This window comes from Aeromonas sp. 601027 (genome assembly GCF_049174455.1).
GTDB lineage: Bacteria > Pseudomonadota > Gammaproteobacteria > Enterobacterales > Aeromonadaceae > Aeromonas > Aeromonas veronii_A.
Window position 1 is genome coordinate 453,856 of record NZ_JAAKTN010000001.1, and the last position, 24,805, is coordinate 478,660.

At 58.1% G+C, this 24,805-nt stretch carries 23 protein-coding genes; 13 read left to right on the top strand and 10 right to left on the bottom strand.

Annotated elements, in window-relative coordinates; translation table 11 throughout:
- The first annotated feature begins 286 nt into the window (after positions 1-286).
- Together G5193_RS01950 and G5193_RS01955 are read left to right on the top strand one after the other, a co-directional pair.
- Entirely contained in the window at positions 287-520 is a 234-nt protein-coding gene (locus G5193_RS01950) for a hypothetical protein (protein ID WP_421204816.1), read from the top strand.
- A gap of 46 nt (positions 521-566) precedes the next feature.
- The gene (locus G5193_RS01955; protein WP_421204817.1) at positions 567-962 is read left to right on the top strand and encodes a DUF2513 domain-containing protein; all 396 of its coding nucleotides are present in this window, start codon (positions 567-569) and stop codon (positions 960-962) included.
- Positions 963-1,381: 419 nt separating this feature from the next.
- Here the strand turns inward: G5193_RS01955 and G5193_RS01960 are convergent, their stop codons facing one another.
- Both G5193_RS01960 and G5193_RS01965 read right to left on the bottom strand, forming a co-directional pair.
- Complete coding sequence (locus G5193_RS01960; protein WP_100653888.1) at positions 1,382-3,208, bottom strand: ATP-binding protein; 1,827 nt, start codon at positions 3,206-3,208, stop codon at positions 1,382-1,384.
- Between the two features lie 8 nt (positions 3,209-3,216).
- Positions 3,217-3,708 carry a molybdopterin-dependent oxidoreductase gene (locus tag G5193_RS01965; protein ID WP_164536933.1) on the bottom strand — a complete coding sequence of 164 codons (492 nt, stop codon included), beginning with the start codon at positions 3,706-3,708 and terminating at the stop codon, positions 3,217-3,219.
- 338 nt (positions 3,709-4,046) lie between these two features.
- Between G5193_RS01965 and G5193_RS01970 the strand changes: the two genes are divergently transcribed.
- From G5193_RS01970 to G5193_RS01995, 6 genes are all read left to right on the top strand, one after another.
- Entirely contained in the window at positions 4,047-4,397 is a 351-nt protein-coding gene (locus G5193_RS01970) for an STAS domain-containing protein (protein ID WP_005333409.1), read from the top strand.
- Complete coding sequence (locus tag G5193_RS01975; RefSeq protein ID WP_005351415.1) at positions 4,394-4,810, top strand: hypothetical protein; 417 nt, start codon at positions 4,394-4,396, stop codon at positions 4,808-4,810. Before G5193_RS01970 ends, G5193_RS01975 begins: the two co-directional genes overlap by 4 nt.
- 18 nt (positions 4,811-4,828) lie before the next feature.
- On the top strand, positions 4,829-6,934 hold the full coding sequence (locus tag G5193_RS01980) for an SLBB domain-containing protein (RefSeq protein ID WP_042052831.1): 2,106 nt from the start codon (positions 4,829-4,831) through the stop codon (positions 6,932-6,934).
- Position 6,935: 1 nt separating this feature from the next.
- Positions 6,936-7,604, top strand: coding sequence for a tyrosine-protein kinase family protein (locus tag G5193_RS01985; RefSeq protein ID WP_005360129.1), 669 nt, complete (start codon positions 6,936-6,938; stop codon positions 7,602-7,604).
- Positions 7,605-7,627: 23 nt separating this feature from the next.
- A complete protein-coding gene (locus G5193_RS01990; RefSeq protein ID WP_421204818.1) occupies positions 7,628-9,118 on the top strand; it encodes a SpoIIE family protein phosphatase in 1,491 nt (496 codons plus the stop codon).
- A 71-nt stretch (positions 9,119-9,189) separates the two neighbouring features.
- Positions 9,190-10,191, top strand: coding sequence for a glycosyltransferase family 4 protein (locus G5193_RS01995; RefSeq protein WP_421204819.1), 1,002 nt, complete (start codon positions 9,190-9,192; stop codon positions 10,189-10,191).
- A 288-nt stretch (positions 10,192-10,479) separates the two neighbouring features.
- Here G5193_RS01995 and G5193_RS02000 read toward each other — a convergent pair whose 3' ends face one another.
- The 3 genes from G5193_RS02000 to G5193_RS02010 are packed head-to-tail and all read right to left on the bottom strand — an operon-like array spanning position 10,480 to position 13,488.
- Entirely contained in the window at positions 10,480-11,115 is a 636-nt protein-coding gene (locus G5193_RS02000) for a sugar transferase (protein WP_005333398.1), read from the bottom strand.
- Complete coding sequence (locus tag G5193_RS02005; protein ID WP_005360133.1) at positions 11,112-12,305, bottom strand: glycosyltransferase family 2 protein; 1,194 nt, start codon at positions 12,303-12,305, stop codon at positions 11,112-11,114. The genes G5193_RS02000 and G5193_RS02005 overlap by 4 nt, the downstream gene beginning before the upstream one ends.
- 31 nt (positions 12,306-12,336) lie before the next feature.
- Positions 12,337-13,488 carry a glycosyltransferase gene (locus G5193_RS02010; RefSeq protein ID WP_421204820.1) on the bottom strand — a complete coding sequence of 384 codons (1,152 nt, stop codon included), beginning with the start codon at positions 13,486-13,488 and terminating at the stop codon, positions 12,337-12,339.
- Between the two features lie 156 nt (positions 13,489-13,644).
- Between G5193_RS02010 and G5193_RS02015 the strand changes: the two genes are divergently transcribed.
- From G5193_RS02015 to G5193_RS02025, 3 genes are all read left to right on the top strand, one after another.
- The gene (locus G5193_RS02015; protein ID WP_421204821.1) at positions 13,645-15,060 is read left to right on the top strand and encodes a GumC family protein; all 1,416 of its coding nucleotides are present in this window, start codon (positions 13,645-13,647) and stop codon (positions 15,058-15,060) included.
- A gap of 404 nt (positions 15,061-15,464) precedes the next feature.
- Positions 15,465-16,487, top strand: coding sequence for a restriction endonuclease (locus G5193_RS02020; protein ID WP_421204822.1), 1,023 nt, complete (start codon positions 15,465-15,467; stop codon positions 16,485-16,487).
- A gap of 85 nt (positions 16,488-16,572) precedes the next feature.
- Positions 16,573-17,361: an HNH endonuclease gene (locus G5193_RS02025; RefSeq protein ID WP_421204823.1), complete on the top strand. Its 789-nt coding sequence runs from the start codon at positions 16,573-16,575 to the stop codon at positions 17,359-17,361.
- 217 nt (positions 17,362-17,578) lie between these two features.
- Here G5193_RS02025 and G5193_RS02030 read toward each other — a convergent pair whose 3' ends face one another.
- Positions 17,579-18,424: a DUF1194 domain-containing protein gene (locus tag G5193_RS02030; protein WP_421204824.1), complete on the bottom strand. Its 846-nt coding sequence runs from the start codon at positions 18,422-18,424 to the stop codon at positions 17,579-17,581.
- A gap of 157 nt (positions 18,425-18,581) precedes the next feature.
- On the opposite strand from G5193_RS02030, the gene G5193_RS02035 reads away from it, so the two are divergent.
- Together G5193_RS02035 and G5193_RS02040 are read left to right on the top strand one after the other, a co-directional pair.
- A complete protein-coding gene (locus G5193_RS02035; RefSeq protein ID WP_270658766.1) occupies positions 18,582-19,349 on the top strand; it encodes a hypothetical protein in 768 nt (255 codons plus the stop codon).
- Positions 19,333-19,782 (top strand): hypothetical protein, encoded by a 450-nt coding sequence (locus G5193_RS02040; RefSeq protein ID WP_421204825.1) that lies wholly within the window; start codon positions 19,333-19,335, stop codon positions 19,780-19,782. Before G5193_RS02035 ends, G5193_RS02040 begins: the two co-directional genes overlap by 17 nt.
- Here G5193_RS02040 and G5193_RS02045 read toward each other — a convergent pair.
- Genes G5193_RS02045 through G5193_RS02060 form a run of 4 tightly spaced genes read right to left on the bottom strand, consistent with a single transcriptional unit; the run spans position 19,760 to position 24,748 of the window.
- Complete coding sequence (locus tag G5193_RS02045) at positions 19,760-20,236, bottom strand: hypothetical protein (protein WP_421204826.1); 477 nt, start codon at positions 20,234-20,236, stop codon at positions 19,760-19,762. The genes G5193_RS02040 and G5193_RS02045 overlap by 23 nt on opposite strands.
- An 11-nt stretch (positions 20,237-20,247) precedes the next feature.
- Positions 20,248-22,800 carry a hypothetical protein gene (locus G5193_RS02050; RefSeq protein WP_421204827.1) on the bottom strand — a complete coding sequence of 851 codons (2,553 nt, stop codon included), beginning with the start codon at positions 22,798-22,800 and terminating at the stop codon, positions 20,248-20,250.
- Entirely contained in the window at positions 22,797-23,996 is a 1,200-nt protein-coding gene (locus G5193_RS02055) for a glycosyltransferase (RefSeq protein WP_421204828.1), read from the bottom strand. The genes G5193_RS02050 and G5193_RS02055 overlap by 4 nt, the downstream gene beginning before the upstream one ends.
- Positions 23,993-24,748 carry an acyltransferase gene (locus G5193_RS02060; RefSeq protein WP_421204829.1) on the bottom strand — a complete coding sequence of 252 codons (756 nt, stop codon included), beginning with the start codon at positions 24,746-24,748 and terminating at the stop codon, positions 23,993-23,995. Before G5193_RS02060 ends, G5193_RS02055 begins: the two co-directional genes overlap by 4 nt.
- Positions 24,749-24,805 lie beyond the last annotated feature (57 nt).

Genomic DNA, 24,805 nt, shown 5'->3' on the forward strand with positions numbered 1-24,805 from the left:
TAGCTCGCTTGTGGCACGTCAATTCCCCCATGAGAGGGTACTTTTGTAACTTGTGAAACCATTAGGGGGTTGAAAAGTGGATATTGTCTAACACCACATAAATTGACCGTGTTTAGCCATTGTTGGCTCAAGTCGCACCACGTAAGGCTTGCAGGGGTGTGATGGCGCTGATGATAAAACCACCAGCAAAACGTTTGCTAAATGCATCTGGATGCTATATGTTGTGCTTGTGTCGATTATTGGCACAATATGTAGTGGTTTGTCTGGATTTTTTGAGGATTTAAACATGACGAAGAAAACTTCTCCTGATGTAGGCTCATTGGCCGCTAGTGTCTTGCGTGATCCTAATGCGTCAAAGGTTCAGAAACAGCTTGCTGGGTCAGCGTTGTCTCAGACAGGGACTAGCAAAGATACTGGTTCTACTATGGAGACAAAGGCAGCGAAGGTACTTGAAAGTGATAAGTACAGTGAGCTGACTAAGATCCTTGCAGGTTCGGTACTGTCTCAGAGCAAAAAGTGAAGAACTATGTCCCGCTTCGGCGGGGCACTTTTACAAGGGGAGTTGCATGAAGCGAGATTGGGACGTAATCAGGTCTGTTTTATTGGCAGTAGAAGAGGAAAAGGATCTACTTGCACTCATTTCAGGTAGAGGAGCAAATGAACAGAGAATACAGACATCTCAAGGCCAATTGCTTAGTGACGATCTGCTATGTGGACACATTAAATTGCTAATTGATGCAGACTTGATTGAGGGGGTATCTGTATCACATTCGCATGGGCATTGGTTGTATAGCTGTAAGAGGCCAATGCTAACCATGCAAGGGCACGACCTACTCGACACTCTCAGACCTGTTGGGATGCCACAAAAGCTGACTAAGTTTGCTAATGAACGTGGTGTAGAGTTAACGATTGATACTATAAAGGCTGTTTTTGGTGCCTTTGTTGGCTCAGTTTTAGCCTGAAAACTGTCACACAATGTGGTATAGTGGCTCTGTAACGTGTTGATTTTATCCATGTTGAAGGCACTAAGTTCGTCTTATAGTGGAATAAGCAAGCTGGTAGGGCCACCACTTGTTTCTGCAATTCAATAAGTTAGCTTCCTAAAGCCCTTGGTCATCCACTTTGTGTGGACGACGAGGAGCTCATCGATGAATCTCTGGCTCAGTCCCCACGGCATCCGGTATTACCGGAAAGTCACCATGCTCCCCTGTGGTCGCCGCAAAGAGATCCAAAAATCCCTGCATACCCGAGACAAGCCGACGGCCCGTGCAGCTGTTGCGAAGCGGCTTGCCTGCGTGGGTTCCAGACCCAAGCCCATTCAGTTGCCTGCAGGCGTCAATGTTGCCCCACATGAGCAATCAATAGCCCGGAATCCAAGGTTTTATTGTTTGGTGACACGCATGGCTGCGTTGTATTTGAGCCGCCCATGGGAAATATGTCTGTTTATCTCGCTTAGCAGCGTCTCTTTATTGATGGGCTTGGTGATATACCCGTTCATGCCATGGGAAAGATAGTATTGCTTGGATTCCGGCATCGCATCCGCCGTCAGGGCGATGATGGGGATATCTGCCCAAGGCATCTGGGAGGTGCGGATCCGGGTGGTGGCCACCAGGCCATCCATCACTGGCATCTGGACATCCATCAACACCAGATCAAATTCGGTGTGACCCAGTTTCTCCAGCGCCTCTTCTCCCTGAACGGCCAGTGTGACCTGATGGCCCACGGAGTCGAGCATGGCGCCGATCACCTTGCGGTTGGTGGCATTGTCATCAACCAGCAAGATGCGATAGCTCTCCTGATCCAGCGGCTTGGACGGCAGGCAAACAATCGAGGGGGTCGTGGCTCTGGCGGGCCAGATATAGGTAAAGGTACTACCATGTCCCTCGCTGCTCTCTACCGAGATATCGCCGCCCATCAGGCGTGCGAGGTTACGGGATATTTCAAGTCCCAGGCCCGATCCGCCATATTGGCGGGTGATCGAGACATCCGCCTGGGCGAAACGTTGAAACAGGTTCTTTAGCTGACTTTTGCTCATGCCGATACCGGTGTCCTGGATCGAGATGCGTATCGAGTGGCGATCCTGCTCCAACAGGGTGCTATCAACATGGATCTTTACTTCCCCCTGATGGGTGAACTTGATGGCATTGCTCACCAGGTTGAAGAGAATTTGGCGCACCCTCAGCGGGTCGATCATCAACCACTCCGGCGTATCGGGGGCAACAGCCAGGGTCAGTTTGATCCCTTTTGCATCGCAGTTGCTCTGCATCAGGGCCCGGATATCCTCCAGCAACTGGGGCAAGTGATGGGGGGCCAGTTGCAGCTCGATCTTGCCCTCTTCCAGCTTGGATACATCCAGAATGTCGTTAAGCAGACCGAGCAGATGGTTTGCCGATTCGCGCGCCGTCTCCAGATAGTCTCGCTCCCTCGGATCCATATCCCGGTCGGCCAGCAGTGAGAGCATGCCGAGAATGCCATTCATGGGGGTGCGAATTTCATGGCTCATGTTGGCCAAAAAGCTGCTTTTGGCTCTTGTGCCTGCCTCTGCCGCCTGATTTGCCCGCAGCAGTTTGTCATTGAGCTGCTGCATCAGTTTGTGTTGCAGAAACGAGATATTCATTTGCCGCCAGATCAGCAGGGCGAGCACAAAGAGCAGCGCAAATTGCAGGGTCGCGATGAGTGTCGTCGTGATGATCTGCTCCCTCACGCTGTCGCGACGCGCCACATCAAACAGGGTCGCCTGCTGGTTCACCTCCAGAGTCAGCTGATGGAGCAGGGGGAGCAGGGAGGCAAGCTGTTGGCGCAGCTCCTGATGGGCAAGATTGTCGAGCGGCTTGGTGGCTTCCGGGCCGAGCCAGATATCCGCCAGAGAGATGTAGGATCGAATGGCTTTGCTTGCCTGCTGGTAGATCTCTGTTTGCTGAAGCAGGCTGCGATCCTTGCTCTCCAGCACCAGATCCATGCGGCTGACCAGAATATCGTATCTGAGCTGGAAGGTCGGTTGCGACTCATGGAGCAGCGAGCTTTGAAAACGCAGCGCTTCGTTATAGAGCTGGAAATAGTTCCACATCACGTTGTCTTCGCCCTGGCTGGTACTGCGCTGCAGATCCTGAAATTGCCGGTACTGAATGGTACCAATACCGGCAAAGGCTAGGAGCAGCACACAAAGCACCACAAACAAGAAACGTTGACTGGCCGCCATGGAACGCATGATGGGATCTACTCCACTTTTATCGCACTGATCTGCCAGATAGCCCGACCGTAATAGAGCTTGTTTTGCAGTTCGGGATATTGATCGAACGGATAGACAAGGAACAGCGGCCCTTTGTCACGCACCGACAGTGGCTTGCCATTGATCGTGCGGGCGAGGATGACCCGATACTGCTCGGCATCGCTTGTCGGCACCTGTACCGAGTAGTCATTGAGCGCGGTAATGGTGAGCTGTTTGCCGGTTGCCCCGACCTTGGCCAATACATCTTGCAGCAGCGGGCCGCGAAAGGTCTTGGCTTCGTCATACCAGGGGGTATGGGTTTTGATTTCGTGTACCGGTAGTTGATCCAGCATGGCGCTGTCCCACAGGGCCAGAGCCTGATGAGTGGGGCTGCTGATGGCGCCTTCAACCTTCAATACGGCACTGTCAGGGGTGGGGGCTGCGTATGCGGTGCCGCAAAGGGCTACCAGCAGTGGTGCGATGTAAAGGCCTGCTTTCATGATCTCTCCTTCCTGGAAAATGGCGGCATGGGTGCCGGGCCAACGGTGGCTTGTGAGCTGTGTCTAAGGGCAAGCAATAATCGGGCCCGGTGTAATGGGCTTGAATTATCAGTCATTTAGCCTGTTATCGGGCGATCTCGGCCCAGGTGAATTGCAGTTTGCAACGTGCGGGGGAGGTTAATTGCAATTTGGCAATCAAAACGAGGAGTGGGTGTCGGTGAATAAGGCGCAAAGAGTATCATTTGGAGAACAAGAGCCGTGGCACTGCCCGGCATAACATTTGCAACGTGCTGAATGCCGTGACAGCAAATAGTCTGAGAATCGACAAGGAGCTAGCGATGGAAAGCATGACTTACACCCTTAATGATATCCAGGTAGTGGTACTGGAAAACGAGTTTGACGCGATGGCCGTCAGTGAGCTCCGCCCGTTGTTTGAAACCCTCTCGACCCACCCGGGAGATATCCTGGCCGATATCAGCGATGTTCATTTTATCGACTCATCGGGGATCGGAGCCTTGGTATTTCTCTATAAAAGATTGATTATGAACGGGCATCAGATGGCCCTTGTCTGCGGACCCGGTCAACCCCATGACCTGCTGGAAATGCTGCATATCGACCGGGTGATCCCCTGCCATGAGAGCATCAAGGCCTATATGCGTTCCCGTGGCATGATGGCCGCTGCATCATGAAACGCTTTGGTATCCTGCTCTCGTCCATTCTGCTGTCGGGTTGCGCGCAGTGGCCGCCGGAGGGATATGGCGGCATGGCCGAGGCAAGACCCACCCGTATTCCGGTCAATGAGGATGAACGGCGGGTCTGGTCTCGTTATGATGAGCGTCAGAAGGAACTCGACTTGCAGCTGACGGAATTAAAGCAAGCGAGTCTGCAGGGGTGTATGCCTGCCGAGTTGAAACGACTACAATCTCAACGTATTGATATCGAACGGGATATGCACGGACGGCTCTGGTCGGATGTAGCCTGGCGTCAGACCGTGTTGGCACAATCACTACAACAAGTACGTTTGCGGCTGCAACAGACAACAGCGGATGGCTGTCGTGCTGATTGGTCAGGGCTCCCCTTACGCCAATGGGGGCAGACGTAACAGACGAAAAGGATGTCTATGAAACGGGGCGCTCTCGAAGGATTGATCTGTGTTCTCTTGCTGTTGTTCACCTGCCCGTTACTGGCCTCCACCTTGTTGGCTCCCGGTGATCGGTTGGCCATAGTGCAACCCGGTGAGCCTGCTTTTGATCAGCCTTTCCAGATCAACAAGCAGGGGGAGATTGCACTGCCTGAAGTTGGCAACGTCGTGGTGGGGGGGAAGACCCTGCAACAGGCGGATGAGCTGATCCGCACCGCCCTCAAACCTGTTTACAACAACCTCTCTCAATTGACCGTCACCTTGCTGGAGAAGCGGCTGCTGATCAGCGTGATGGGCTATGTCAAAAAACCCGGCAGTTATGATCTGGCGCCCGATGGCAACGTGCAGATGGCCCTCGATGCCGCTGGCGGTCTGGTGCCCGGTGCCCAGCTCAACAACATGCAGGTGCGGCGCGGCAGCACGGTATCTAGCTTCGACTACAAGCGTTATCTCGATACCGGCGATGCCAGCGTGTTGCCGCCATTGCAATCCCTCGATGTGGTGTTCGTGCCAGCATCCCCTTTGATCGGCAACGTGCAGATTGATTTTGATGCGGCAACCCTGGCGGCAGGCGGGGATGGGGATACCGGCAAGGCGATCAAGGTGTTTGGCGAGGTCAACAGCCCCGGCGCCTTCAGTTTCAAGAGTGGCAACTCCATCGTGGATCTGCTGATGCGAGCCGGTGGGGTGACCCGTTTTGCCGGGGTGGAGCGGATCCGGGTGATCAATGGTGATGCCCCCGAACTGTTCGATCTCAAAGCCTATCTCGACTCCGGCAACAACAAGCTGCTGCCCAATCTGGCGCCGGGCGCCACCATCTTCGTGCCCAAGGATGAAGAGCAGATAAAACGGGGGGCACGTACCATCTACATCATGGGCGAGGTGTTCAAACCCGGCGCCTATGAGGGGCGGGAAGGGGACTCCTTCCTCGATATTCTGGCCAATGCCGGCGGCCCGACCCGCTATGCCGAGAGTCGCCAGATCCGTTTGCTGCGCACCGATGGCACGATCGAACCCATCGACTTGCAGGCCTATACCGAGGGGATGCAAAAGGCGCTGCCCCAAGTCAAACCCGGTGATGCCATCTTTGTGCCGGAAAAGACCGATATCAACGAGAAGTCCTGGTTGAAGGTGGCCCCCGGGCGGGCGGTGATGGTGATGGGGGCGGTGCGGATCCCGGGCCGTTATGAATGGTCTGACGAAATGTCGCTGCTGGATCTGATCGCCCACGCCGGTGGCCCCAGCGAGCGGGCCGATATCGCCAAGGTGCAGATCCTGACCGCCGAAGGGGGGCAGGCCACGCCAACCCTGTTTGATCTCGACAAGTTCCTTCATCAGGGCGGGGCGCTGGCCAGCCTGCCGAAGATCCGGGCCGGATTCACCATCATGATCCCCGAGCTGCCCACCGATCCCAGTGACAACAAATCCCAGTGGGTGCGCCAGTCACCGGACAGTTCCATCTATATCTTCGGTCAGGTCGGGGCCCCCGGTCGCTATGCCTTCAATGAGCAGATGGGCTTTATCGACATCCTGTCGGCCGCCGATGGTCCGACTGCGGCGGCGGATCTGCGCAATGTGCGCATCGCCCATCGCAGTGGCAGCACGGCGCGGGTCAGCAAGCTCGACCTTGCCCTCTACTTTGAAACCGGCGATGAAACCTTGCTGCCCAAGGTGCTGCCCGGCGACTCCATCTACCTGCCGGAGAAGAATCGTCCCTGGCTCGATGAGCCCAAGGAGAACACCATTCGGGTGTTGGGGGCGATTGCCCGCCCTGGGCGCTACCGCTTTGACTCCTCCATGACCCTGCTGGATCTGCTGGCCGAGGCGGGGGGCCCGACCAGCAGCGCCTATATCAAGAAGATTGTGGTGATCAACATGGCCACCAGTGGTCAGGGGGATCAGGCCCGCAGCTTCGATCTCGACGGCTTTGCCAAAGAGCCCGACTTTAGCCAGTTGCCGGTGCTGCGTGCAGGGGACACCGTCTTTATCCCTGACAGCAAAAGCAGCAACTGGGCCATCTTCATGGATGGCATGCGCGACATCCTGACCACGATCTCGGTGGTGGCCCTGGTCGGGACGCTTTGATATGAGCATCCCCATTCAATATCTGGAGCTCGAATCCCTCTACGCGGCGACGGTCGCCCGGGGGATCCGCTCTCTGGCGGTCACCTCGTCGGAAGGGGGGGAGGGGGTGAGCTCCATCTGCGATGCGCTGGCAAGGCGCTCGGAGGCGGATGGGCTGCGCACCCTGCTGGTGGATCTCAACCTCTATCATCCCGGCCGCGCCACGGCGGTTGCCTGGGGGCCCAATGATGTGCCCGAGCCGGTGGCCACTGGTCGGTCGTTGTCGCTGCTCCCGGCTCCGGGCAAGGATCTGATGGCTTTTCGTAACAAGGATACCTTGCGTCAGCTGCTGGTTCGCTGGCTGGAGCATTACGACGTGGTGATCTTCGATACCTCACCGCTCACTGCCCTCAATCGGGGTAATATTCCGGCCGATCAGGTGTGTGGGGCCTGTGAAGGGGCACTGCTGGTGGTGCTGGCGGGAGTGACGCCGACGACGGTGGTACAAAGTGCGGTGGATAAACTGACCCGTGCCGAGGCCAATCTGATTGGCGCTGTCTATAACGACAAACTCAACCCGGGGCTGGCCAGCGAGATCCTGCGCGAACTCAACCGGCTGCCCAGTAACCGGGTGACCGAATGGCTCAAGCGCTGGTGCCGGCGCAGTGCCTTGCTCAATTTCCGGATCTGATCGCCCGCTGATGGAGGCCCGATATGGATGACTGGTTGCGATCTGCTCCGGCAACCCTGCAGTCGGTGCGCGAACTGCGCAACCGGCTGGCGCAGGGACTCTCCCTGTTTCAGGTCTCCCCAAAGGATCAAGCCAACTGGCTGCTCTGTTTCAGTGAGCTGGCCACCAATAGTGTCAAGCACACAGCTCCTCCCGCGACCAGGCTCTGGCTCACGCTGAAAGAGGATGAAACGGGTTTGAGTCTGATACTGGAGGATGATGGCGGTCCGCAACCCGGTCTTGCCAGTGCGCCGTTACCCGATGAGTTGCAGGAGGGGGGATACGGACTGGCGCTGGTGCACCAGCTGTTTGCCGAGGTGCACTTCTCTCGCGACGGTGAGCGCAATCGCGTGACTCTTTGCCAGCAGGGCCCGGTCAACCAGCTGCCGGTGCTCGCGGTGATCGACGATGACAAGGTGATGCGTGCCCTGCTCACCGCCTATCTCCATGAGCACTACCGGGTTGAAAGTTATGCCGACTCCCATGCCGCCCTGCTGGCGCTTGGAAAGCACCCCCCCGCGCTGGTGCTCTCCGATATCGAGATGGAGGGGATCGATGGCTTTGGCCTGCGCCAGCAGTTGATGAAGGATCCCAATATGAAGGGGGTGCCCTTTATCTTCCTGACCGGTCATCAGGATCAGTGGACCCAGAGTCGGGCGGGGGCACTGGGGATCGATGACTTTCTGGTCAAACCCATCACCAAGCAGGACCTGTTGCTGGCGGTTTCGCGGGTGCTGCAACGCTCGCAGCAGCTCAAGTCGCAATGGGGCGAGCAGCTGGATCAGCGCATGACCTCGGCGCTGCGCCCGTTATTGCCCGCCACCTCCATAGGGGGATACCAGCTGGCGTTGCAAACCCGTGCGGCCACAGTGGGGGGCGGGGACTTTCTGCTGGTCAAGGATCGGGTGCTGTGGCTCGGGGATGTGATGGGCCACGATGCAGAAGCCAAGTTCTTTGCCCATGCCTATGCCGGTTATCTGCGCGGTTTGCTGACGGCACACGATCTGGAGCGCGCCCCCGCCCGTTTGCTGACCATCTTGTCCAATGCGGTTCACAGTGATCCATTATTGGGGGCGACCCTGCTCACCACCCTCTGTATTGAGCTCGGCAACGAGGGGCGGGTGCAGTGGGCCAGCGCGGGCCACCCTGCGCCCTGGCTGGTCGGGCCCGGTACTATCCGACAGGTCGGCGTGACCGGCCCCTTGCCCGGTTTGCGCCCGGATCCCCACTTCGTGACCAATGAGCGTCAGCTCAAGCCCGGCGAGATCCTGCTGTTCTGGACCGACGGCCTGCTCGATAGCCGTGATGCCGCAGAGCGCCAGCGCTGGGAGGCGCAGCTCAAGGAGATCTGCCTGACCTCGGGGCCCGGTCTTGAGCAACTGGCTCATCGCATTGCCCGCTGGTTTGATGAGCGGATCAATGATGCCGCCCTCGATGACATGACCCTCCTGCTGGTCGCCTGTCCCGGCGCCTGATCCATGCCTGACTGGCCCGCTCTATGCAACGCCTCATTTCAGGTGGCATGGAGCCACGGGAGGAGGTGCCTATGTTACCCATGCAGCAGATCTGGCTGGCCATCGATGCGCGTCAGGTCGGTGGAATAGAAGTTCACATTATCCACTTGGCCAACGATCTGCTGGCCAGGGGATTTCGCCCCACCATAGTGCTGGTGAGCAACCACGGCATGACCCCCTTTACGACCCTGCTCAAACAACAGGGCTTGCCCTATGAGGTGTGCCAAAACAGCCGCGATTTTATGCGCCGTCTGGCCCGCCAGCCTGCTTCTGTGCTGATCCACACCCACGGCTACAAGGCCGGGGTGCTGGGGCGGTTGACAGCCTGGTTCACCGGTAAATCGGTAGTTTCGACCTTTCACAGCGGGGATGACGGGGAGGGTTTGCTGAAGTTTTACAGCTGGCTGGATCGCACCACAGCGCGTTTTGCGAAGTGTATTGCAGTGAGCGAGCCTATCGCTCGCAAATTGCCTGTGCCGAGCACGGTGATCAGCAACTTTGTCCCCATGCCTGCGACGCCTGCTGCGGTAACTGGCAACCGGATTGCCTTTGTCGGACGCCTCTCGCCGGAAAAGGGGCCGGAGGCGTTCTGTCAGCTCGCCGCCTTCTGCCCAGACGGGGCGTTTCATCTCTACGGGGATGGCCCCATGAAAAGTGCCTTGTTGCAGCAGTATGGTGATCGCGTCCAGCTTCATGGTTTCCAGAACATGGCCAATGAGTGGCACAACATCGACCTGCTCTGCATCACCTCCCGCTTTGAAGGGTTGCCGCTGGTGGCCCTGGAGGCGATGGCTCACGGCATACCGGTTTGTACCTTTGCGGTGGGGGGGCTGGTCAATCTGATCGACCACAAATCCAATGGCTGGCTGGTGGAGCCCGGCCATGTGCGGGATATGGCGGAGCTGGTCAACTACTGGCTGCGCTGCGATGGGGTGGTGCGCAGCAAAATGAGTCAGGCGGCCCGCAACACCATCGCCCGAGGGTATAGTGTCAACAACAGAGTGACCGATATTCTGGCCGTCTACGGCGCCTGAATCACCAAGGGAAAACTGCCAAAACGAGTGGCCGCTGGCTACTCGTTTTTTTTATGTGCCGGTGTTAGGGGTTGCAGGGGACGGATTGCTTCTGTGATCACGCAACGCTCGGGTTTCTGCTGTTGGTCAAACTGGCATCAGGCCTTTGGATGGATGGGGCCAGATGATGGCGATCAGATCGCTGGCTTCTCGATGATCAACGCGACGTGCCACAAAGATGCGCCATAAAAAAGGCCATTGCAGTGGCAATGGCCTGATGGTCTCGAGGTGTGGCTGAGCTTGGCGGGATTAGCGCCCCTTCTTGCCAACCATGATGGCGATCGTCTTGCCAATGATATGCACATCCTGCACCAGCCAGCGCCAGGGGTGGAGCAGGGCAACCGAGTAGGCCAGGTCGAACGCCAGCTTGCTGCGCACATCATCGAGCGACTCGTCGTAACCCTGATTGACCTGGGCCAGACCGGTAATACCGGGGGCTACTTCATAGGTGCGTTCGATAAAGTACGGCACCGCATCTTCCAGCCGATTGGCGATCCCGGGTCGCTCCGGACGGGGGCCGATCAGCGACATCTCCCCTTTGAGCACATTGATAAACTGCGGCAGCTCATCGAGCCGGGTTTTGCGCAGAAAGTCGCCGCTGCGGGTGATCCGGCTGTCCCCCTTGCCACACCAGACCGGCCCGGTGGCCGCCTCGGCGTCGGCGCGCATGGTGCGAAACTTGATCATGAAAAAGAGCTCGGTATGGGTGGCGTGGCTGCGCCCGATCCGCAGCTGACGAAAGAACACAGGCCCCGGGCTATCGAGCCGGATGGCCAGCATGATCAGCGGCCACAGTGGCAGCGTCAGCAGCAGGCCAAGAGTGGCACCGAGCAGATCCATGCTGCGTTTGACCACCAGGGTCAATCTTGGAATGGGGTGTGTCATACGGCTTTCTCCTGTGACATGAAACGTATGGGGGCGCGCAGGCAGTAGCGCAGGGTGCCCATGCCGTTGTACCAGTGTCCGAGTACCAGATAGTGGATTTTGCGAAACAGATTGGGCCAGGGGTGCACAGGGGTCAGCTGGATCAAGATGACCAGCAGATACCCCAGCAGTTGCAGCCCCAGCAGCAGTTGAAACAGCAGGGATTGAGTGGCCAGCGGGATGGCGCAGAGCCAAAGCAGGGTCAGGCAGAGCGGCATCAACACCCGCAGCCCCTTGCCACTGGCAAAGTTGAAGGCAACCCAGCCGAACTTGGGGTGCAGCAGGGGCAGCAACCGCAGCAGCTGCTGGGTGTTGCCAGCCCCGATCCGCTTGCGCCGTGTCGCCTCCAGCGCGGCATCGGAAACTTCCAGCTCCAGTGCGGCGCAGCGATTGTCATAGACAGCGCGATACCCCTTGGCGATGGCCTGCATCGGCAGGATGAAATCGTCGTTGATGGTATCGGCGGCCAGCGGGGTGAGGCACTCCCGGCGCATCATATAAAAGGCACCGTGGGCACCCAGCATGCCGCCAAGGGCCGATTCGCAGAGCTTGATCTGGCTTTGATAGTGCCAGTAACTCTCCTCGCCCTGGGAGCCCGGTTGCCAGAACCGGTATGCTTCCCCGACCACCCCTACCTTGGGATCGGCAAAATGGGCGACCGCCAGCAGCAGGCTGTCGATGGGCAGCAGGGCCGAGACATCGGTGAGGGCTACCAGATCGCTGTGCACCCGTGTCATGGCCTCGTTGAGCACGGCGACCTTGCCGCGATTGCGGGGGTGATCAAACAGCCTGATCTGCAACTGCTGCAGGGCGGGATCACCGAGCTGGCTTAGCGCAATGGGGTAACTGTTGTCGCTGCAACCGTCGAAATGCACATGCACCCACAGCTTGTCGGCGGGGTAATCGAGGCTGGCGAGGTTTTGCAGCTTGGCCGCGATGGTCGCCGCCTCGTTATAAACCGGCATCAGCAGGGTGATGGTCGGCAGTGCCTCATCAGTGGCGTCTGTTTTGAACCCTCGATCCAGAGGGCGGGGCGGATTGGCTACCTTGCGCGCCTGCCGACCACCGAATTTGAGCAGCAGGGGATAGCCGACATGGTGGTAGACCACCAGTACAGCGCACAGCCAGAACACGATCATGATCCATTCCATGGGATGCTCCTCTGGTCATCGGGTCGCTTGATCAGCGGCTGTAAAGCTGCTGATAGGCCTGAGCCATCCGGCTCAAGCTGCTTTGCTGGCACACAAACTCACGGGTGACGGCACGCAGGCTATGGCACTGCAGCAACCCTTGTGCCAGAAGCTGGGCAAGGCGGTCGGGATCCCGCTCCGACAGGATATGGCCGCTGTCCTGACAGACGATCTCTCTGGCCGCCCCCACGTCGCTCATCACCACCGGTACCCCGCACGCCTGTGCTTCTAGCACGCAGAGCGGCATCCCCTCCGCCAGCGAGGGGAGGCAGAAGAGATCCAGCCCCTGATAGAAGCGCGGCATGTTTTCGACCAGCCCCAGAAAATGGACCCGATGGGCGATCCCCAGCTGCTGACACTGTTGTTGCAACGCATTTTGCAAACTGCCGACCCCTGCCAACGCAAGATGCACCTCCTCCGGCAGGGCGCGGATCGCCTCCAGCAGCAAGGTGTGACCCTTGACCGACTCAAGGCGGGCGGCGCAGCCAATCAACTTGACCCCTTGCGGCAGTCCCATCTCCTGACGGGCGAGGGCGGCGGCGCCCGGGGCAAAGCGCAGCTCATCGATGCCGTTGGGGATCACGGTTGGCGACAACTGGCCCAGCTTGGCCAGCAGCTGGTTGGCCACCGGCGTGGCATCGGCCACCAGAATGGGTTTGAAGGCGCGCAGCCCCCACAGGGCCAGCGTGCGCTGATGGGGATCATCGAGATACCAGGCATCGTGCTCTGTGTGTACCAGGGTGGGCACCCGGGCCAGCCGACTGGCGAGGCCGCCATAGAGCATGGGCCCCAGATGGTGGGTATGTACCGCGACGGGCTTCAGCTGGCGCAGCAATCGGGTGAGCCGCCAGAGGGTCGCCAGCGACCAGCCCGCGGGCTTATCCAGACAGTGAATATTGCCTGCGAAGGGATGCAGGGCGGGCCATGCCCTTAGCACATCCCCTTTGTGCCCTTCGAGGGAGATGATATGCACCGGCTGCTCGGCAGGGCTCGCCTGCGTGAGGTTGAGCACCATGGTCTCCAGCCCGCCGGGCTGCAGGTGCTGCACGATTTGTACGACAGGTTGCAGAACAGGTTGCACGACGGGCTGGGCGCTGGCGTTCCTGCAGGGATGGGGTCTGTGCAACGGGGTTGATGACAACATGGTTCGCGCTCCGGCAAGGGAAGGGGTGACACCCCGGATAGCGGGAGAATGCGAATCTTGTACCACTCTTGCGATCTGCCCACAGAGGCGATCAGCTCCTCTGGTGGCACTGCCTTTGCATCGTGCGGAGGAGGGCTTTTCTCAGGGAGTGATGCCATGCCTGTCCAGTTCTATTACAACCTCTACATCATTCTCTTTGCCGCCTGGCGCCGTCGCTATCTGCTGGTGATCCCGCTACTGGTGATGCCGCTGGTGGGCGTGACGGTCGGCCTGCTCACCCCCAAGGAGTATGAGAGCCGCACCACCTTTATGGTGCCGCAAGATGCCAACCAGACCCCGACCCTCAAGGATCTGATCACTCAGGAGAGTCTCAAGGATCGCTTTGCGGTGCTCGAAGCCCTGCTGCGCAGCCGTTATGTACTGGATGGGGTAGCGCGGGATCGCGGTCTGGTCAATGACGAGACCCCGCCAGCCCAGCGCGATGCCATCATGGACTGGCTCTCGAGTGCCGTCTCGCTGCGGTTGATTGGCGATGAGGTGATCGAGATAAAGGTCAAAGCGGATTCGGCGGCCAACAGCGCCGGTTTGCTCGAAGCCATTTCGCGGCGCTTTTTCTTCAACCTGCTCAGCAAGGGGCGCCAGTCGGCGGAATCGTCCGAACGTTTCCTGCAAAGTCAGCTCGACAGCCGCCGCAGCGAACTGCAAGCGGCCGAGCAGCTGCTTGCCGACTTTAAACGGGAGCATGCCAGTGCCTTGCCCCAGCAGCAGAGTACCAACGTCGCCCGTCTCTATGGTTTGCAGGAGCGTTATGCCGAGAGCCTAATCACCTTGCAGCAGGCCAAGGCCCGGGTCGATCAGCTATCGCTGGGGCAGGAGAGCCAGCTGGCCCGCCAACTGGATGAGAAGCTGCAACTGATGCGCACCGAGCTGGTGTTGCTGCGAGCCCGCTACAGCGACGAGCACAGCAAGGTGCAGAGTTTGCGCTATCAGATTGACCAGTTGCAGCAGGAGTTCGAGCAGCTCAAATCCCAGCCGGATATGGCCCGTGGGCCCGAGTGGCAGCTGGCCCAGACGCAGCTGACGGAGGCAGAGCAAAACGCCGCTGGCTTGAAGAGTCAGCTGGATGGGCTGGACAGGGTGGTCGACTCCCAGGGCGATACCGAGCGCCAGCTCGCCGAGCTGGAGCGGGATCTGGCGGTCAAGCGCACTCTCTATCAGGATTTGCTGCTGCGCTATGAGAAGGCCAAGGTAACCGGCGATCTGGGCAACTTCGAGCAGGGGGAGCGGATCAAGGTGATCGACAAACCCTTTGCCCCCAGCAAGCCGAGCAACTACCCGCTCTGGCTGTTTTTGCTGGCGGGCATTGTTGGCGGGCTGGGGCTGGGCTGCGGTCTGGCGCTGGTGGCCGAACTGGCGGATGCCAGCCTGCGCCGCTCCGATCAACTGGCCGCCCTGGTCAAGGCACCGGTGCTAAGCCGCATTCCCTACTGCGAGCCGGTGCTGGACTATCCATCCCATAGTGATCAGGCGCTGGATGGGCAGGTGCTGCCCTTGTCACCAGAGCCGGGGTGATTGCCGTCAAAGCAGGCTGCCAGCCGGAATCTGGATATTTCTGAAAAGGCCTTGTGATAAGGCCTTTTTTATATCTCACAGATGGCTAACTATTTATTGTTACTTGCCTATAACAGATGGGTGTTGCTTTATATTACATACTGCAACTTATCTTATTATTTCTTGGCAAGGGTGATAGATGTTGCATTTTCTATTTTAGTTTCTTGACTGTAGCCTTACCTAATGGTAGTGGTAAAGCTAATGCAACTTTTATTTGCTCATGAACAAACTATGAGCTGATTGGCTCTGAAATCGTTATTTAAGTTATTTATTGATGTTGGTAAGACACTGTTTTGGTGAGGCTAGATGTAAGGGGTTGCTTACATATTTATAGTTTTTCTAATCAATTCTCTAGGTAAATAAAAATGGGTAAATGGGTAACAACAAATACAGCGTTCACTTCGTTTTTAAGTGACCGCGTTGGATACAAATCTGGATTGGCTCTTTCGAGAGACGAAATGGTCGATCTTTTAGATAAGAGTGATCCTTTGTTGAACATTATTAAAAATGATAATGAAAAACTTGTGCGTATACCGACAGATCAGATTGAAGATTCCTTTCAGATTATCTTGTGCCGATTGGGGGGCATAGAACAACCATTTGTTGGGCATGGTCCCACACTTCTCAAGTTTGAGTTTCTCAATAATCCTGAGCAGCAATTTTTACTTCAACAAGTGCTCCAGCATTTGGGTGAAAACCACTTCGATAGAGGCCACAAATCCATATTTGATAACTTTGACGAGCAACAGTTTTTTATAAAAATAAAAGAAAAATATGGGGTTATGGCATGTTCTATTAGCCAAAGATTGGTAAAATTGATAAAGGATAGTGAGGAAGCTAGTCCTTGGGATTGGCTTAGTGCAAGAGTTATGGAATGGAAATCTCCAATTGAACTAAAAGAGTTGTTTGAAAGTGAGTCTCTCAACGCACTGTATGGACGTTTTCTGGATCAGAGGTATATAAATTATCTGGCAGAGAATCCAGACAAGTTATCTAGTATGAATTGGAGAAAATTTGAGGCTCTAACTGCAGAGTACTTTGAAAGGTCTGGTTACAGAGTAGAGATTGGTGAGGGAAGAAATGATGGGGGCGTTGATATTAGGGTTTGGGGTCAGGTCGATAATAAAAGTCTCGCTCCTGTAACCTTAGTCCAATGTAAGCGTACTAAGTCTAAAATTGATAAAGTTCTTGTTAAATCATTATGGGCTGATGTTGTGGATGAAAATGCAAGTAGTGGGGTGATTGTTACTACATCATATTTTTCTCCGGGAGCAAGCCAGGTTTGCAAGGCCAGAAAATATCCAATTCGCGAAGCCAATAAAGATACAGTAATGAGTTGGCTGAAAGAGCTTAAAAAAACAGGCCGTGGTGTATTTATGGGGGAGTGATTCACCAAAAATACATTAAGAGTAATCGCTAACTCTTGATATTGTTAGCTCCTTGGCTGTAGGTTATAAGTGTAGAGGGATGTGTATGAATATATGGCGTCTGATAGCGCATCACCAAAATGCATTAGAATCAATCGAGCTCATGAAAGATGTAGGTTGTATTGCAATTGGTTGGTCGGATATTGGAGATCTATCGGAGATTAACCCAGGCAATCAAGCAGAAATAACAAATTTAATTAATATGAAATATCCTGAGTTAGGTAATGCCCATTTAGGTGGGCCAAGTCTATGGCATCTTTATAGAAAAATGGAGATAGGTGACTTTGTTATAGTTAATGCTCATAGTCGGCGTAATTGTGTGTTTGAGATATCAGGGGATTACTTTTTTAATATGAATGAACCTATCCTTGGATATATGCATCAACGTTCGGCAATTCTTACTGAAATCGATGCTGAAAAATTGTGGCAAGAATGTGGCGCAAATGTGCAGAAGGGGCAAAACATTCGTTGGACACTAGCAAGTTGTCATTTATCTACTAGTGCTGGGGAAATGATACTTGTTGAGGGTGCACGAGTTTCAGTATCATCAACAGCGATCGAGCGTAACCCAATAGCAAGGCGAAAATGCATCGAGCATTACGGATATACCTGTGCTGCTTGTGGGATTAACATGGAAAGAAAATATGGATTTATCGGTAAAGAATACATACATGTACATCATCGATCAGACTTAGCATTGAAGAATGGGGTTCATACAGTCGATCCGATCGAAGATTTAATTCCATTATGTCCTAACTGTCACGCAATGATTCACAGAGAAGTACCAGCAATGCCGTTAGAAAAACTTAAAAAAGCACTCACAGGAAATTCTTAGTATATGTCTCGAAAGGAATTTCAACGTGTAGCGTTCCTAATTCACAGTAGCCAAAGTGGTTCTTGTGTTGGGGGAGATATTTAGGCACCTTATCGACAATAACTTAGTTGTCAGATAGTGATCACTCAGGTTTTGATCATTTAGGATAGACAGGCCTTAGCCTCGGCAAAAAATCAGGGAGCCATAGCTCCCTAATCGCGACACACGGGGTGATAAATCAGCCGATGGCGGGTGCCAGTTGCCCGTTGGCGGGCTGCAGGCGTCCCTGATTACGGCGTTGATAGCGCCAGGCCAGCAGTAGCGGCATACCGAGCAGCAGCTGGGCGGCCAGCGGGATCTCCTCGATGGGGGCGGCCAGTGCACCTTCCGGAATAATGCCCCCCTCAATTTCGGCCGCCAGTTTGAGCTCCAGCGCATTGCCAAAGTCGGCGAAGGTGGTGGCATTGATCACAAACGCATCCTGACCGCCCGCCACGTTCTCCACATACCACTCTTGCAGCACCCCATCGGCATAGTCCTGACCTATGGTGATGCCGTTGATGGTATCGATGCCGGAGGCGAGCAGTTGATCCCGCACGGTAGAGGTATCCAGCCCGTTGTTCTGGATGCCGTCACCCGACACATCCATCACCTGGCGGGCAGCGGTGAAGTTGTTGGTATCAAACTGCTGGGCACCAAAGGCCATGGCCGAACCGGGGGCCGTCATCCCCGCATAGGGACGCACCAGGGCATCCAGGGTGGCGGCGAAGTTGTTGATGGAGGTCATGTCGTAGAGGTGGAACCAGTCGGTCATCAGACTTTGCTGGTTGCTGCTGCTCCACATGATCATCTGTACGGCGATGGACCCGAGTTTGCCGCCGCTGGTGTCGAGGATGGCGCTCTGTACATCCTGACTGTAAAAGGCGTCCACATAGCCCTGTAACTGCAAATTGAATTCCGATGAACTGACGCTGCCCGACACATCCATCAGCAGTTGCAGTTCGGTATCGACTTCGGTCAAGGCGTATGCGGGGGAGGTTACCAACAACATCCCCAGCAGCCCTACCAACGGTTTGAGTTTCATTGCTCACTCCTTCTCCCTGGCGCTAGTGCCAGCAGGGGGAATGAATAAAGCGTGCCAGCTTTGTTGCATCCTCTGACTTGGCTTGATCCGGGTGAGGCCGGGCAGGCATGGAACTTGCGACAGCACTCAAAAGCGCTGATAACCGGCAGGAGTTGCGATGGAGATCCGTCCCTGGCAGTGGGCACCCAACTGGCTGCTACTTGGTTTGGCCAATCAGTGGGGCATGGTGTGGCTCAATATGGGCCACTTCAACTTGCTGGTGGTGTTGCTGATTGCTATCTGGTGGCAAATTGCATCGCGGGTTGCGCCGAGCTGGCGCCCGCATCCACTGGCGCTCGCCCTGTTTATCCTGCTGATCCTGATCCCCAGCGCCAGTTGCAAGGCGCTGGCCTGTCTGTTGCTGGTGGCCTCGCTATGGCGCCGTCATCAGAGTGGCGATGAGCGGGCGGTGTTGCAGATTGTGCTCGCCTTTACCGTGGCGGTGTTGTGGGGGCAGCAGGTGTTTGCCCTGCTCTCTGGCCCTGTGCTGGCCCTCGATGCCTGGGGGGTAGGCCAGTGGTTGCAGCTGCTGGGCTGGGAGACTCGCCTTGATGGCAATCGCATCGAGCGGTTGGGGGGCCATGCCCTGATTGTGCTCAAGGGGTGCTCCTCGTTTTCTCAACTCTATCTGGTGGTGCTCTCCTGGCTGGTCTCCTGCTGCTGGCTGGCGCCGGAGCGCCCCCTCTACCGGCAGTGGCCCATGTTGCTGCTGGTCTGCCTGCTCTATATCGGGGCCAATCAGCTGCGGTTGGTGCTGATGAGCCTGGATCTGCGCTGGTATGGCTGGCTGCATACCGGCTCGCTGGCCCAGCTCTACCAGTGGGCCATCATGTTGCTGGTGATGACCATCCTGTTTCTAAGGGGGCGCCATGATGCGTCTATCTAGGGGATATCTGCTGCTGTTGCTGGTGGCGCTGAGCAGTGCTGCCGCCATGGGCTGGCGTTATCAGAACCGGACGATCAATGAGGGGGCCAAGCCCATGCTGATGGAGCTGGTCCAGCTGGGATGGCGCTTGCGGGTGGCTACGCCGGTACTGGGCGGCACCTATGTCAGCTATCAGCTGGCCCATCCCCGCTGTGATGGTCTGCTGCAGGCCATGCTGGTGGCGCCGGATAGCGAGGCGATGTCAGTGACGCTGGCGGGTGAAGGGATGAGTCAGGGGGTGATGTTTTTAGGCGAGCTGCACCAGAGCCCGCCGCTGCTCTCGTACCGTCTTACCCAGGGTTGGCGCAAATTGTGGGGGCTGACCCCTTATCCCCTCTATCGGGTGGCCTTGCCGACCTCTTGCCTCGGCCTTATTGCGCCGCCGCTGGGGTGACCGACCCCGATTCACCGTTTGGCAGAATGCGGATCAGCAAGGTATTGGGGGCCAGCATTGGGTCATAGCGGGGCTCCAGTTCAATGGCGCGAGCTCCCAGCAAGCGGGTGAGGGCGGTCAGTCGCACGCTCGCCATCCGCGCACTCTCCAGCATGTCGGTTTGCAGCCCGGGGCCGCTTATCAGCGCAATCCGGGCCGGATCCTTGCGTCCCAAAAACTGATGCAACTGCTGCTCCTGATCCGTCGGTAGTTGCGTCTCTGCTTGCTGGTACTGCAGTTGCAGCTGGGGCTGTTCGGCCATTTGCTGTTCCCGCAACTGGTTGAGGATTGGCAGGGTCTCATTGACCGGCTCCTGACGGGCGCAACCGGTGAGGATCAGCAGCGGCAGCATCAGGGGCAACAGGCGGCGCAGGGCGCTGTCTTTGGCTGTGGAGCGGGGAGTCTGGTTGGCCATACGCAGTCACTTCAGGAGGATGAGTTGGCACCAGTTTGCAATGTTTTCAATCCCTTGGCCAGTTGTTCAATCTCGCGGCGCCACTGGATCCAGGCGGCAGAGGGCAGTTGCTCTGCCACCTGCCAGCGGGTCGGCAGCTGATCCCGCAGGCGCTCCAGCAGCAGGGCGGCATCCACCTGATAGCGGGCCTCCTGCTCCAGCCATGCGAGCCAGCGCAGATCTTCGATGGCTTGCTGCAACAGCAACAGATCGTGGGAGAGGCGATGCGCCTCGCAGGCTTGCGGGCCGAGCAGCATAAAGTCGCTCTCCCGCCCGTCGGTGGGGTCATAAGGCAGGGCGGTGGGCATGCGACCATGCCACTGCAAATAGCCCTCGGCGCCGCTTTGCCACAGATAGAACCCGGCGGCTCTCGGGGTGCCCAGATTGTAAAACCAGGGGGTGACCTTGTGCTGGCGCACTCGCGCCACATCGGTTTTGTCGGCGCCAAAACCTGCGTTGATCAGGGCAATCTCCACCTCTGTCAGCAGACCAACCTGACCCGGGTGGTTGAAGTGGCCCGCGCGGATCACCGCCGGATCCCGCCGTTTCATCTCCCGCGCCAGGCTGGTAATGGCGGGCAGAGTGGCAAGATCCGGCTCATCAAACAGGCTCCATGCCAGCGGGGGCAAGCCGCTGGCGGTCAGCCCCTGTTGCCGCGTCTGCCACTGATCAAGCTGGCTGGCAGGGTCGTTCCCCCAGCGTTTGAGCGGGGTATAGGCCAGCAGGGGGGGAACAAAACTGAGCCCCACCGCCTCTCCCATGATCTCCCGCATCCCCGCTTCATCCTGTGGCAGGGCGGGCGAGAGGCCGCTGATCCCGAGTTTGGCGAGCCGCTGCAGGTCGCAGCGACTGGCCGCGGCGATCTGCTCTTTTAACGCCTCGGGATTGGGGCTCAGCCAATTCAGATAAGGGGGCGCTTCGACATAGATGCCGACCGGCTTGCTGGCCGCGGGCAGGGTCAGCGGCAGCACCTCGATAGTCAGTGGCAGCTGCACCAGTTGTTGATGGCTGAGCAGCTGAATATTGCCCAGATAGCGCCCCGCCGGCGCATCGCGTGGGACGGTCATTTGCAGCACCAGACGCCGAGGTACCCCTGCCAGCAGGGTGAGCCCGGCGATCCCCTCGACCAGCTCCTGATCCGAGGGGGCCAGCAGGGTGCCGCTCGCCTGCGGGCGAACCAGATGCCACTTGCCGTAATAGGGGGTCAGCGCCAGCGGCGATCCTGCCTGCTCGGGGGGCTGGATCACCAGCAAGGGGGCCGGATCGTCGGTGGCGGCGTGGATGGCAAACTCCAGCAGCAGCTGGCTGCCACGGGCGGCCAGCACGGGTTGTGCAGCCTGCTGCAACGCATCGGCCGCAGATAGCGGGGCGATCTGCAGGGTTGGGGCGGCATCCGTAATCGGCGTGAGGCTCAGTTGCTGCGAAGCAGGGGCTGGGGCTGGGGCTGGGGTTGGGGAATAGGGGGCCAGAGTCCACTTTTCCAAAAACAGCTGGCGCTGCTTGGTCAGCACGCTTGCGGTAGCGTCGGCCAATACGGCGAGATCTTTTCCACTACTCGGGAGAGCCTTTTTGCTGGTGGGGGCCAGATAGGGGGCAAGCAGCAGCCCCGCCAGGTATTTGGCATCCGGTGAGTGACCCACCAGTGTGATAGTGAGCGGGCCGCCGGGGTGGTTCAGGGTGACATGAACGGGGCCGCCTTGACGAGCCCCGAACAGCTGCCAGGGATCCGGGTTTGGCAGCGCCTCGCGAGATTGCCCCGCCAGATAGCGCTGCGTTAGCCACTCCTGCGGTTGCCACTGCTCGGCCCAGATGGGCTCGCCATTGACCAGCACGCTGCGCTCGAAGGGGTGGGGCAGGTACTCCCACTCGCCGGTGTCATCCAGCCAGAGGGTGAGCTGGTAGCGCCCCTTGGCGACCTCCAGCCGTACGCCATCCAGATTGCGCAGTCCATCGCGAACAAGGGCATCGCCGGAGGGGCGCAAGATGGGGGTGGGGTGGCCAATCAGCCGGGGATCCCCCGGGCTCAGGGCCTCAAAGCCGGTAAAGCGGGGCGCAGCCGCCGCCCCCAGATCCAGCGCAATGGTGCCCTCAGGCAGAGTCAGACCGGGCTCCCAGTACCAGCGGTGAATGGTCATTGAGGGGGCGTTATCGGCCATAAAGAGATAGAGCTTGGTGAGTTTGTCCAACGCCAGCGCTCTGGGCTGGCTGGTGCGCCACTCGCTCAAGGCAAAGCGCTGGGTGAAGGGGCCGGGGGCGACAATCCGCTCCAGATTGACCCGGCTGCGGTAGTTGACCGAGGCGTTATCGTCGATACGCAGGATCAGGGTTTGCGGGTGGGCGCTGGGGTTATGGCCCTCGATCACCAGTTCATCATCGCTGCCTATTGGCCAGTTGTGGGTGCTCAGATCGAGCCGCTGGGGTGTCTGGTTACTTGTCAGGGGCAGCGGGGTCTGCCCCTCCAGCCGGGTGGCGGCCATTGCTGCATGGCAGCAGAGCAGGATAACCAGCCAGAGCCCTTTGCTCATCCGGGCAGCCCCTTCAACCAGTTGTTCAGCTCGGCAGCCTTGTGATCCCAGCTTTGCAGGGCCACCTGCTGCTGGCGCGTGTGGCGCCCTTCGCTGCGGGTGAGCCCCTCCCAGCCACTCTCCTGAAACCATCCTGGATTGGATTGATCAAAGGCGGCCCGGTTGATGGCCTGGGCCAGGCTCTCCCCATCGTGGGGGAGCTGGATCTGATCCCGATAGCCATCGAGGGCCGGAAAATCGGTGCTGACGATGGGGCGCCCTGCGGCCAGATACTCGCGCAATTTCAATGGATTGCAGGCACGGATCTGGGCGTTGTCGACAAAGGGCAGCAGACTCACCTGCCAGTGCTGGGCATAGGCCGCCAGCGTGTGATGGGGACGGGGCCCCAGCAGATGGATATTGGGGAGCCCCTTGAGGGGGGAGATATCGGTCTGGACCGGGCCAATCAGCACCAGATCCCAGTGAGGCAGGGCGGCAGCCGTCTCTGCCAGCAGGGGGATATCAATCCAGTCGCTCAGGCTGCCGTAAAATCCGGCAATGGGGCGGCCGGAGGGAAGATCCGCCGGCCGCTCTCTGGGGGGCATAAACAGCTCGAGATCCACCCCGTGGCTGAGGAGCCGGGTTTTATGGGGGGGGAAGCGGCTGGCCAGCGCGGGGCTGGCGGCCAGAATGAGATCCGCTTTTTCCACCAGTCGGGCCTCGCAGTGGGCGATGGCTTGATGATCCACCCCCGCCAGCGCCGAGAAGTCATCGCCGCAGTAGTAGATGACCGCCCGCTCTTCGAGCTTGCCAATCAGATCGACGGCGCTGGGCAGGGAGATCCAGAGCAAGGGGCGATCCAGCTCGGGCAACTGACGCCGGATCTGCGCCGCCAGCCAGTGGCCATTGATTTTGCCCGCCAGACGACTGCCCGGCAGTGGCAAGGCGAGCGGCGGCAGTACCCGGGGGCTGCTGGCGTCGACTAGCGCAACCGACTGGCCGCCAGCATGGCGCGCGCCGCGCAGCACCGCCCCCAGTTTGCGGACGATGCGGGTGAGATCATGCAGGGTAAAGCGGGGACAGCGCATCCCGATGGAGTTGACCCAGAGCACTTGATAATCAGGCAACAGACGCTTGATCAAGTGCTGGGTGCTGGAGGGGTGCTGGCCCCAATCCTCGCCCAGCACCACCAGTTGCGGCAGTGAGTGTGGTTTCATGCAAAGGTCTCCGAAGCGTGTGCGGGGTCGCTGTGATCCTGTGGTTGCAACGGGCGCAGTACTGTGGCCGGTACACCCGCTGCCAGCACACCTGCGGGCAGATCCCGAGTGACGACGCTGCCTGCGGCGACAATGGTGCCGGCGCCTATGGTGACACCGGCCATCACCATCACCCCGGTGCCGAGCCAGACATCCTGCTCCAGCACAATGGCCCCCACCTGTTCATCGCGATCCGGCAGGCCCCGGGCGCGATCGCGGGCGTTGACCGGGTGCCCCGGGTAGCCCGCCAGAAAGGCACGCCCTGCAATCCGGACGTTATCCCCCAGCACTATCTTGCTGCCCACCGCCAGGGTGGTCTGCCAGCCAATCCCGACATTGCGGCCAATCACCAGCCTTGGTGTCTGGCTCGATGCCCGGCCGCTGATGGTCATGGCGGCGCTGAGGCGGCAGTCGGCACCAATTTCGATGGTGACCGGACCGCTGATATAGGGGATGCCGCCATAGAGATAGAGGCGCGGGGCGGGGGCCGTGAGGCGAGATTGAAACAAGGGGGTCCACCAGAGGGTGCGGGTCAGGGTCGCCAGCGCGTTGCTGCCCAGCCGATAGAGCCGATAAAGCAGCCGATGCAGGGGAGGGATCACGGGGAATGACCAGTGGCGGGCACTTTTGGCCAGTCGCCATACCCGGCGAGCCAGTGGCGATTCCCCCCGTTTGGCCCAGCTTTTCATCCGGTGCAGGTTGATGGTATTCATGGCGACCTCTCCCTCTGGTGCAGTCCGTTGCTCGCTAAGCAGAAAGCAGGGATCGGG

Excerpts from the sequence above, each read along its gene's own strand:
- G5193_RS02055 (WP_421204828.1), bottom strand. The coding sequence starts at position 23,996 with ATGAAACCACACTCACTGCCGCAACTGGTGGTGCTGGGCGAGGATTGG.
- G5193_RS02035 (WP_270658766.1), top strand. The coding sequence starts at position 18,582 with ATGGAGATCCGTCCCTGGCAGTGGGCACCCAACTGGCTGCTACTTGGT.
- G5193_RS02020 (WP_421204822.1), top strand. The coding sequence starts at position 15,465 with ATGGGTAAATGGGTAACAACAAATACAGCGTTCACTTCGTTTTTAAGT.
- G5193_RS01950 (WP_421204816.1), top strand. The coding sequence starts at position 287 with ATGACGAAGAAAACTTCTCCTGATGTAGGCTCATTGGCCGCTAGTGTC.
- G5193_RS02045 (WP_421204826.1), bottom strand. The coding sequence starts at position 20,236 with ATGGCCAACCAGACTCCCCGCTCCACAGCCAAAGACAGCGCCCTGCGC.
- G5193_RS02005 (WP_005360133.1), bottom strand. The coding sequence starts at position 12,305 with ATGGAATGGATCATGATCGTGTTCTGGCTGTGCGCTGTACTGGTGGTC.
- G5193_RS01990 (WP_421204818.1), top strand. The coding sequence starts at position 7,628 with ATGGATGACTGGTTGCGATCTGCTCCGGCAACCCTGCAGTCGGTGCGC.
- G5193_RS01995 (WP_421204819.1), top strand. The coding sequence starts at position 9,190 with ATGTTACCCATGCAGCAGATCTGGCTGGCCATCGATGCGCGTCAGGTC.
- G5193_RS02050 (WP_421204827.1), bottom strand. The coding sequence starts at position 22,800 with ATGAGCAAAGGGCTCTGGCTGGTTATCCTGCTCTGCTGCCATGCAGCA.
- G5193_RS02010 (WP_421204820.1), bottom strand. The coding sequence starts at position 13,488 with ATGTTGTCATCAACCCCGTTGCACAGACCCCATCCCTGCAGGAACGCC.
- G5193_RS02025 (WP_421204823.1), top strand. The coding sequence starts at position 16,573 with ATGAATATATGGCGTCTGATAGCGCATCACCAAAATGCATTAGAATCA.
- G5193_RS01955 (WP_421204817.1), top strand. The coding sequence starts at position 567 with ATGAAGCGAGATTGGGACGTAATCAGGTCTGTTTTATTGGCAGTAGAA.
- G5193_RS01980 (WP_042052831.1), top strand. The coding sequence starts at position 4,829 with ATGAAACGGGGCGCTCTCGAAGGATTGATCTGTGTTCTCTTGCTGTTG.
- G5193_RS02040 (WP_421204825.1), top strand. The coding sequence starts at position 19,333 with ATGATGCGTCTATCTAGGGGATATCTGCTGCTGTTGCTGGTGGCGCTG.
- G5193_RS01975 (WP_005351415.1), top strand. The coding sequence starts at position 4,394 with ATGAAACGCTTTGGTATCCTGCTCTCGTCCATTCTGCTGTCGGGTTGC.
- G5193_RS01970 (WP_005333409.1), top strand. The coding sequence starts at position 4,047 with ATGGAAAGCATGACTTACACCCTTAATGATATCCAGGTAGTGGTACTG.
- G5193_RS01985 (WP_005360129.1), top strand. The coding sequence starts at position 6,936 with ATGAGCATCCCCATTCAATATCTGGAGCTCGAATCCCTCTACGCGGCG.
- G5193_RS02030 (WP_421204824.1), bottom strand. The coding sequence starts at position 18,424 with ATGAAACTCAAACCGTTGGTAGGGCTGCTGGGGATGTTGTTGGTAACC.
- G5193_RS02060 (WP_421204829.1), bottom strand. The coding sequence starts at position 24,748 with ATGAATACCATCAACCTGCACCGGATGAAAAGCTGGGCCAAACGGGGG.
- G5193_RS01965 (WP_164536933.1), bottom strand. The coding sequence starts at position 3,708 with ATGAAAGCAGGCCTTTACATCGCACCACTGCTGGTAGCCCTTTGCGGC.
- G5193_RS02015 (WP_421204821.1), top strand. The coding sequence starts at position 13,645 with ATGCCTGTCCAGTTCTATTACAACCTCTACATCATTCTCTTTGCCGCC.
- G5193_RS02000 (WP_005333398.1), bottom strand. The coding sequence starts at position 11,115 with ATGACACACCCCATTCCAAGATTGACCCTGGTGGTCAAACGCAGCATG.
- G5193_RS01960 (WP_100653888.1), bottom strand. The coding sequence starts at position 3,208 with ATGCGTTCCATGGCGGCCAGTCAACGTTTCTTGTTTGTGGTGCTTTGT.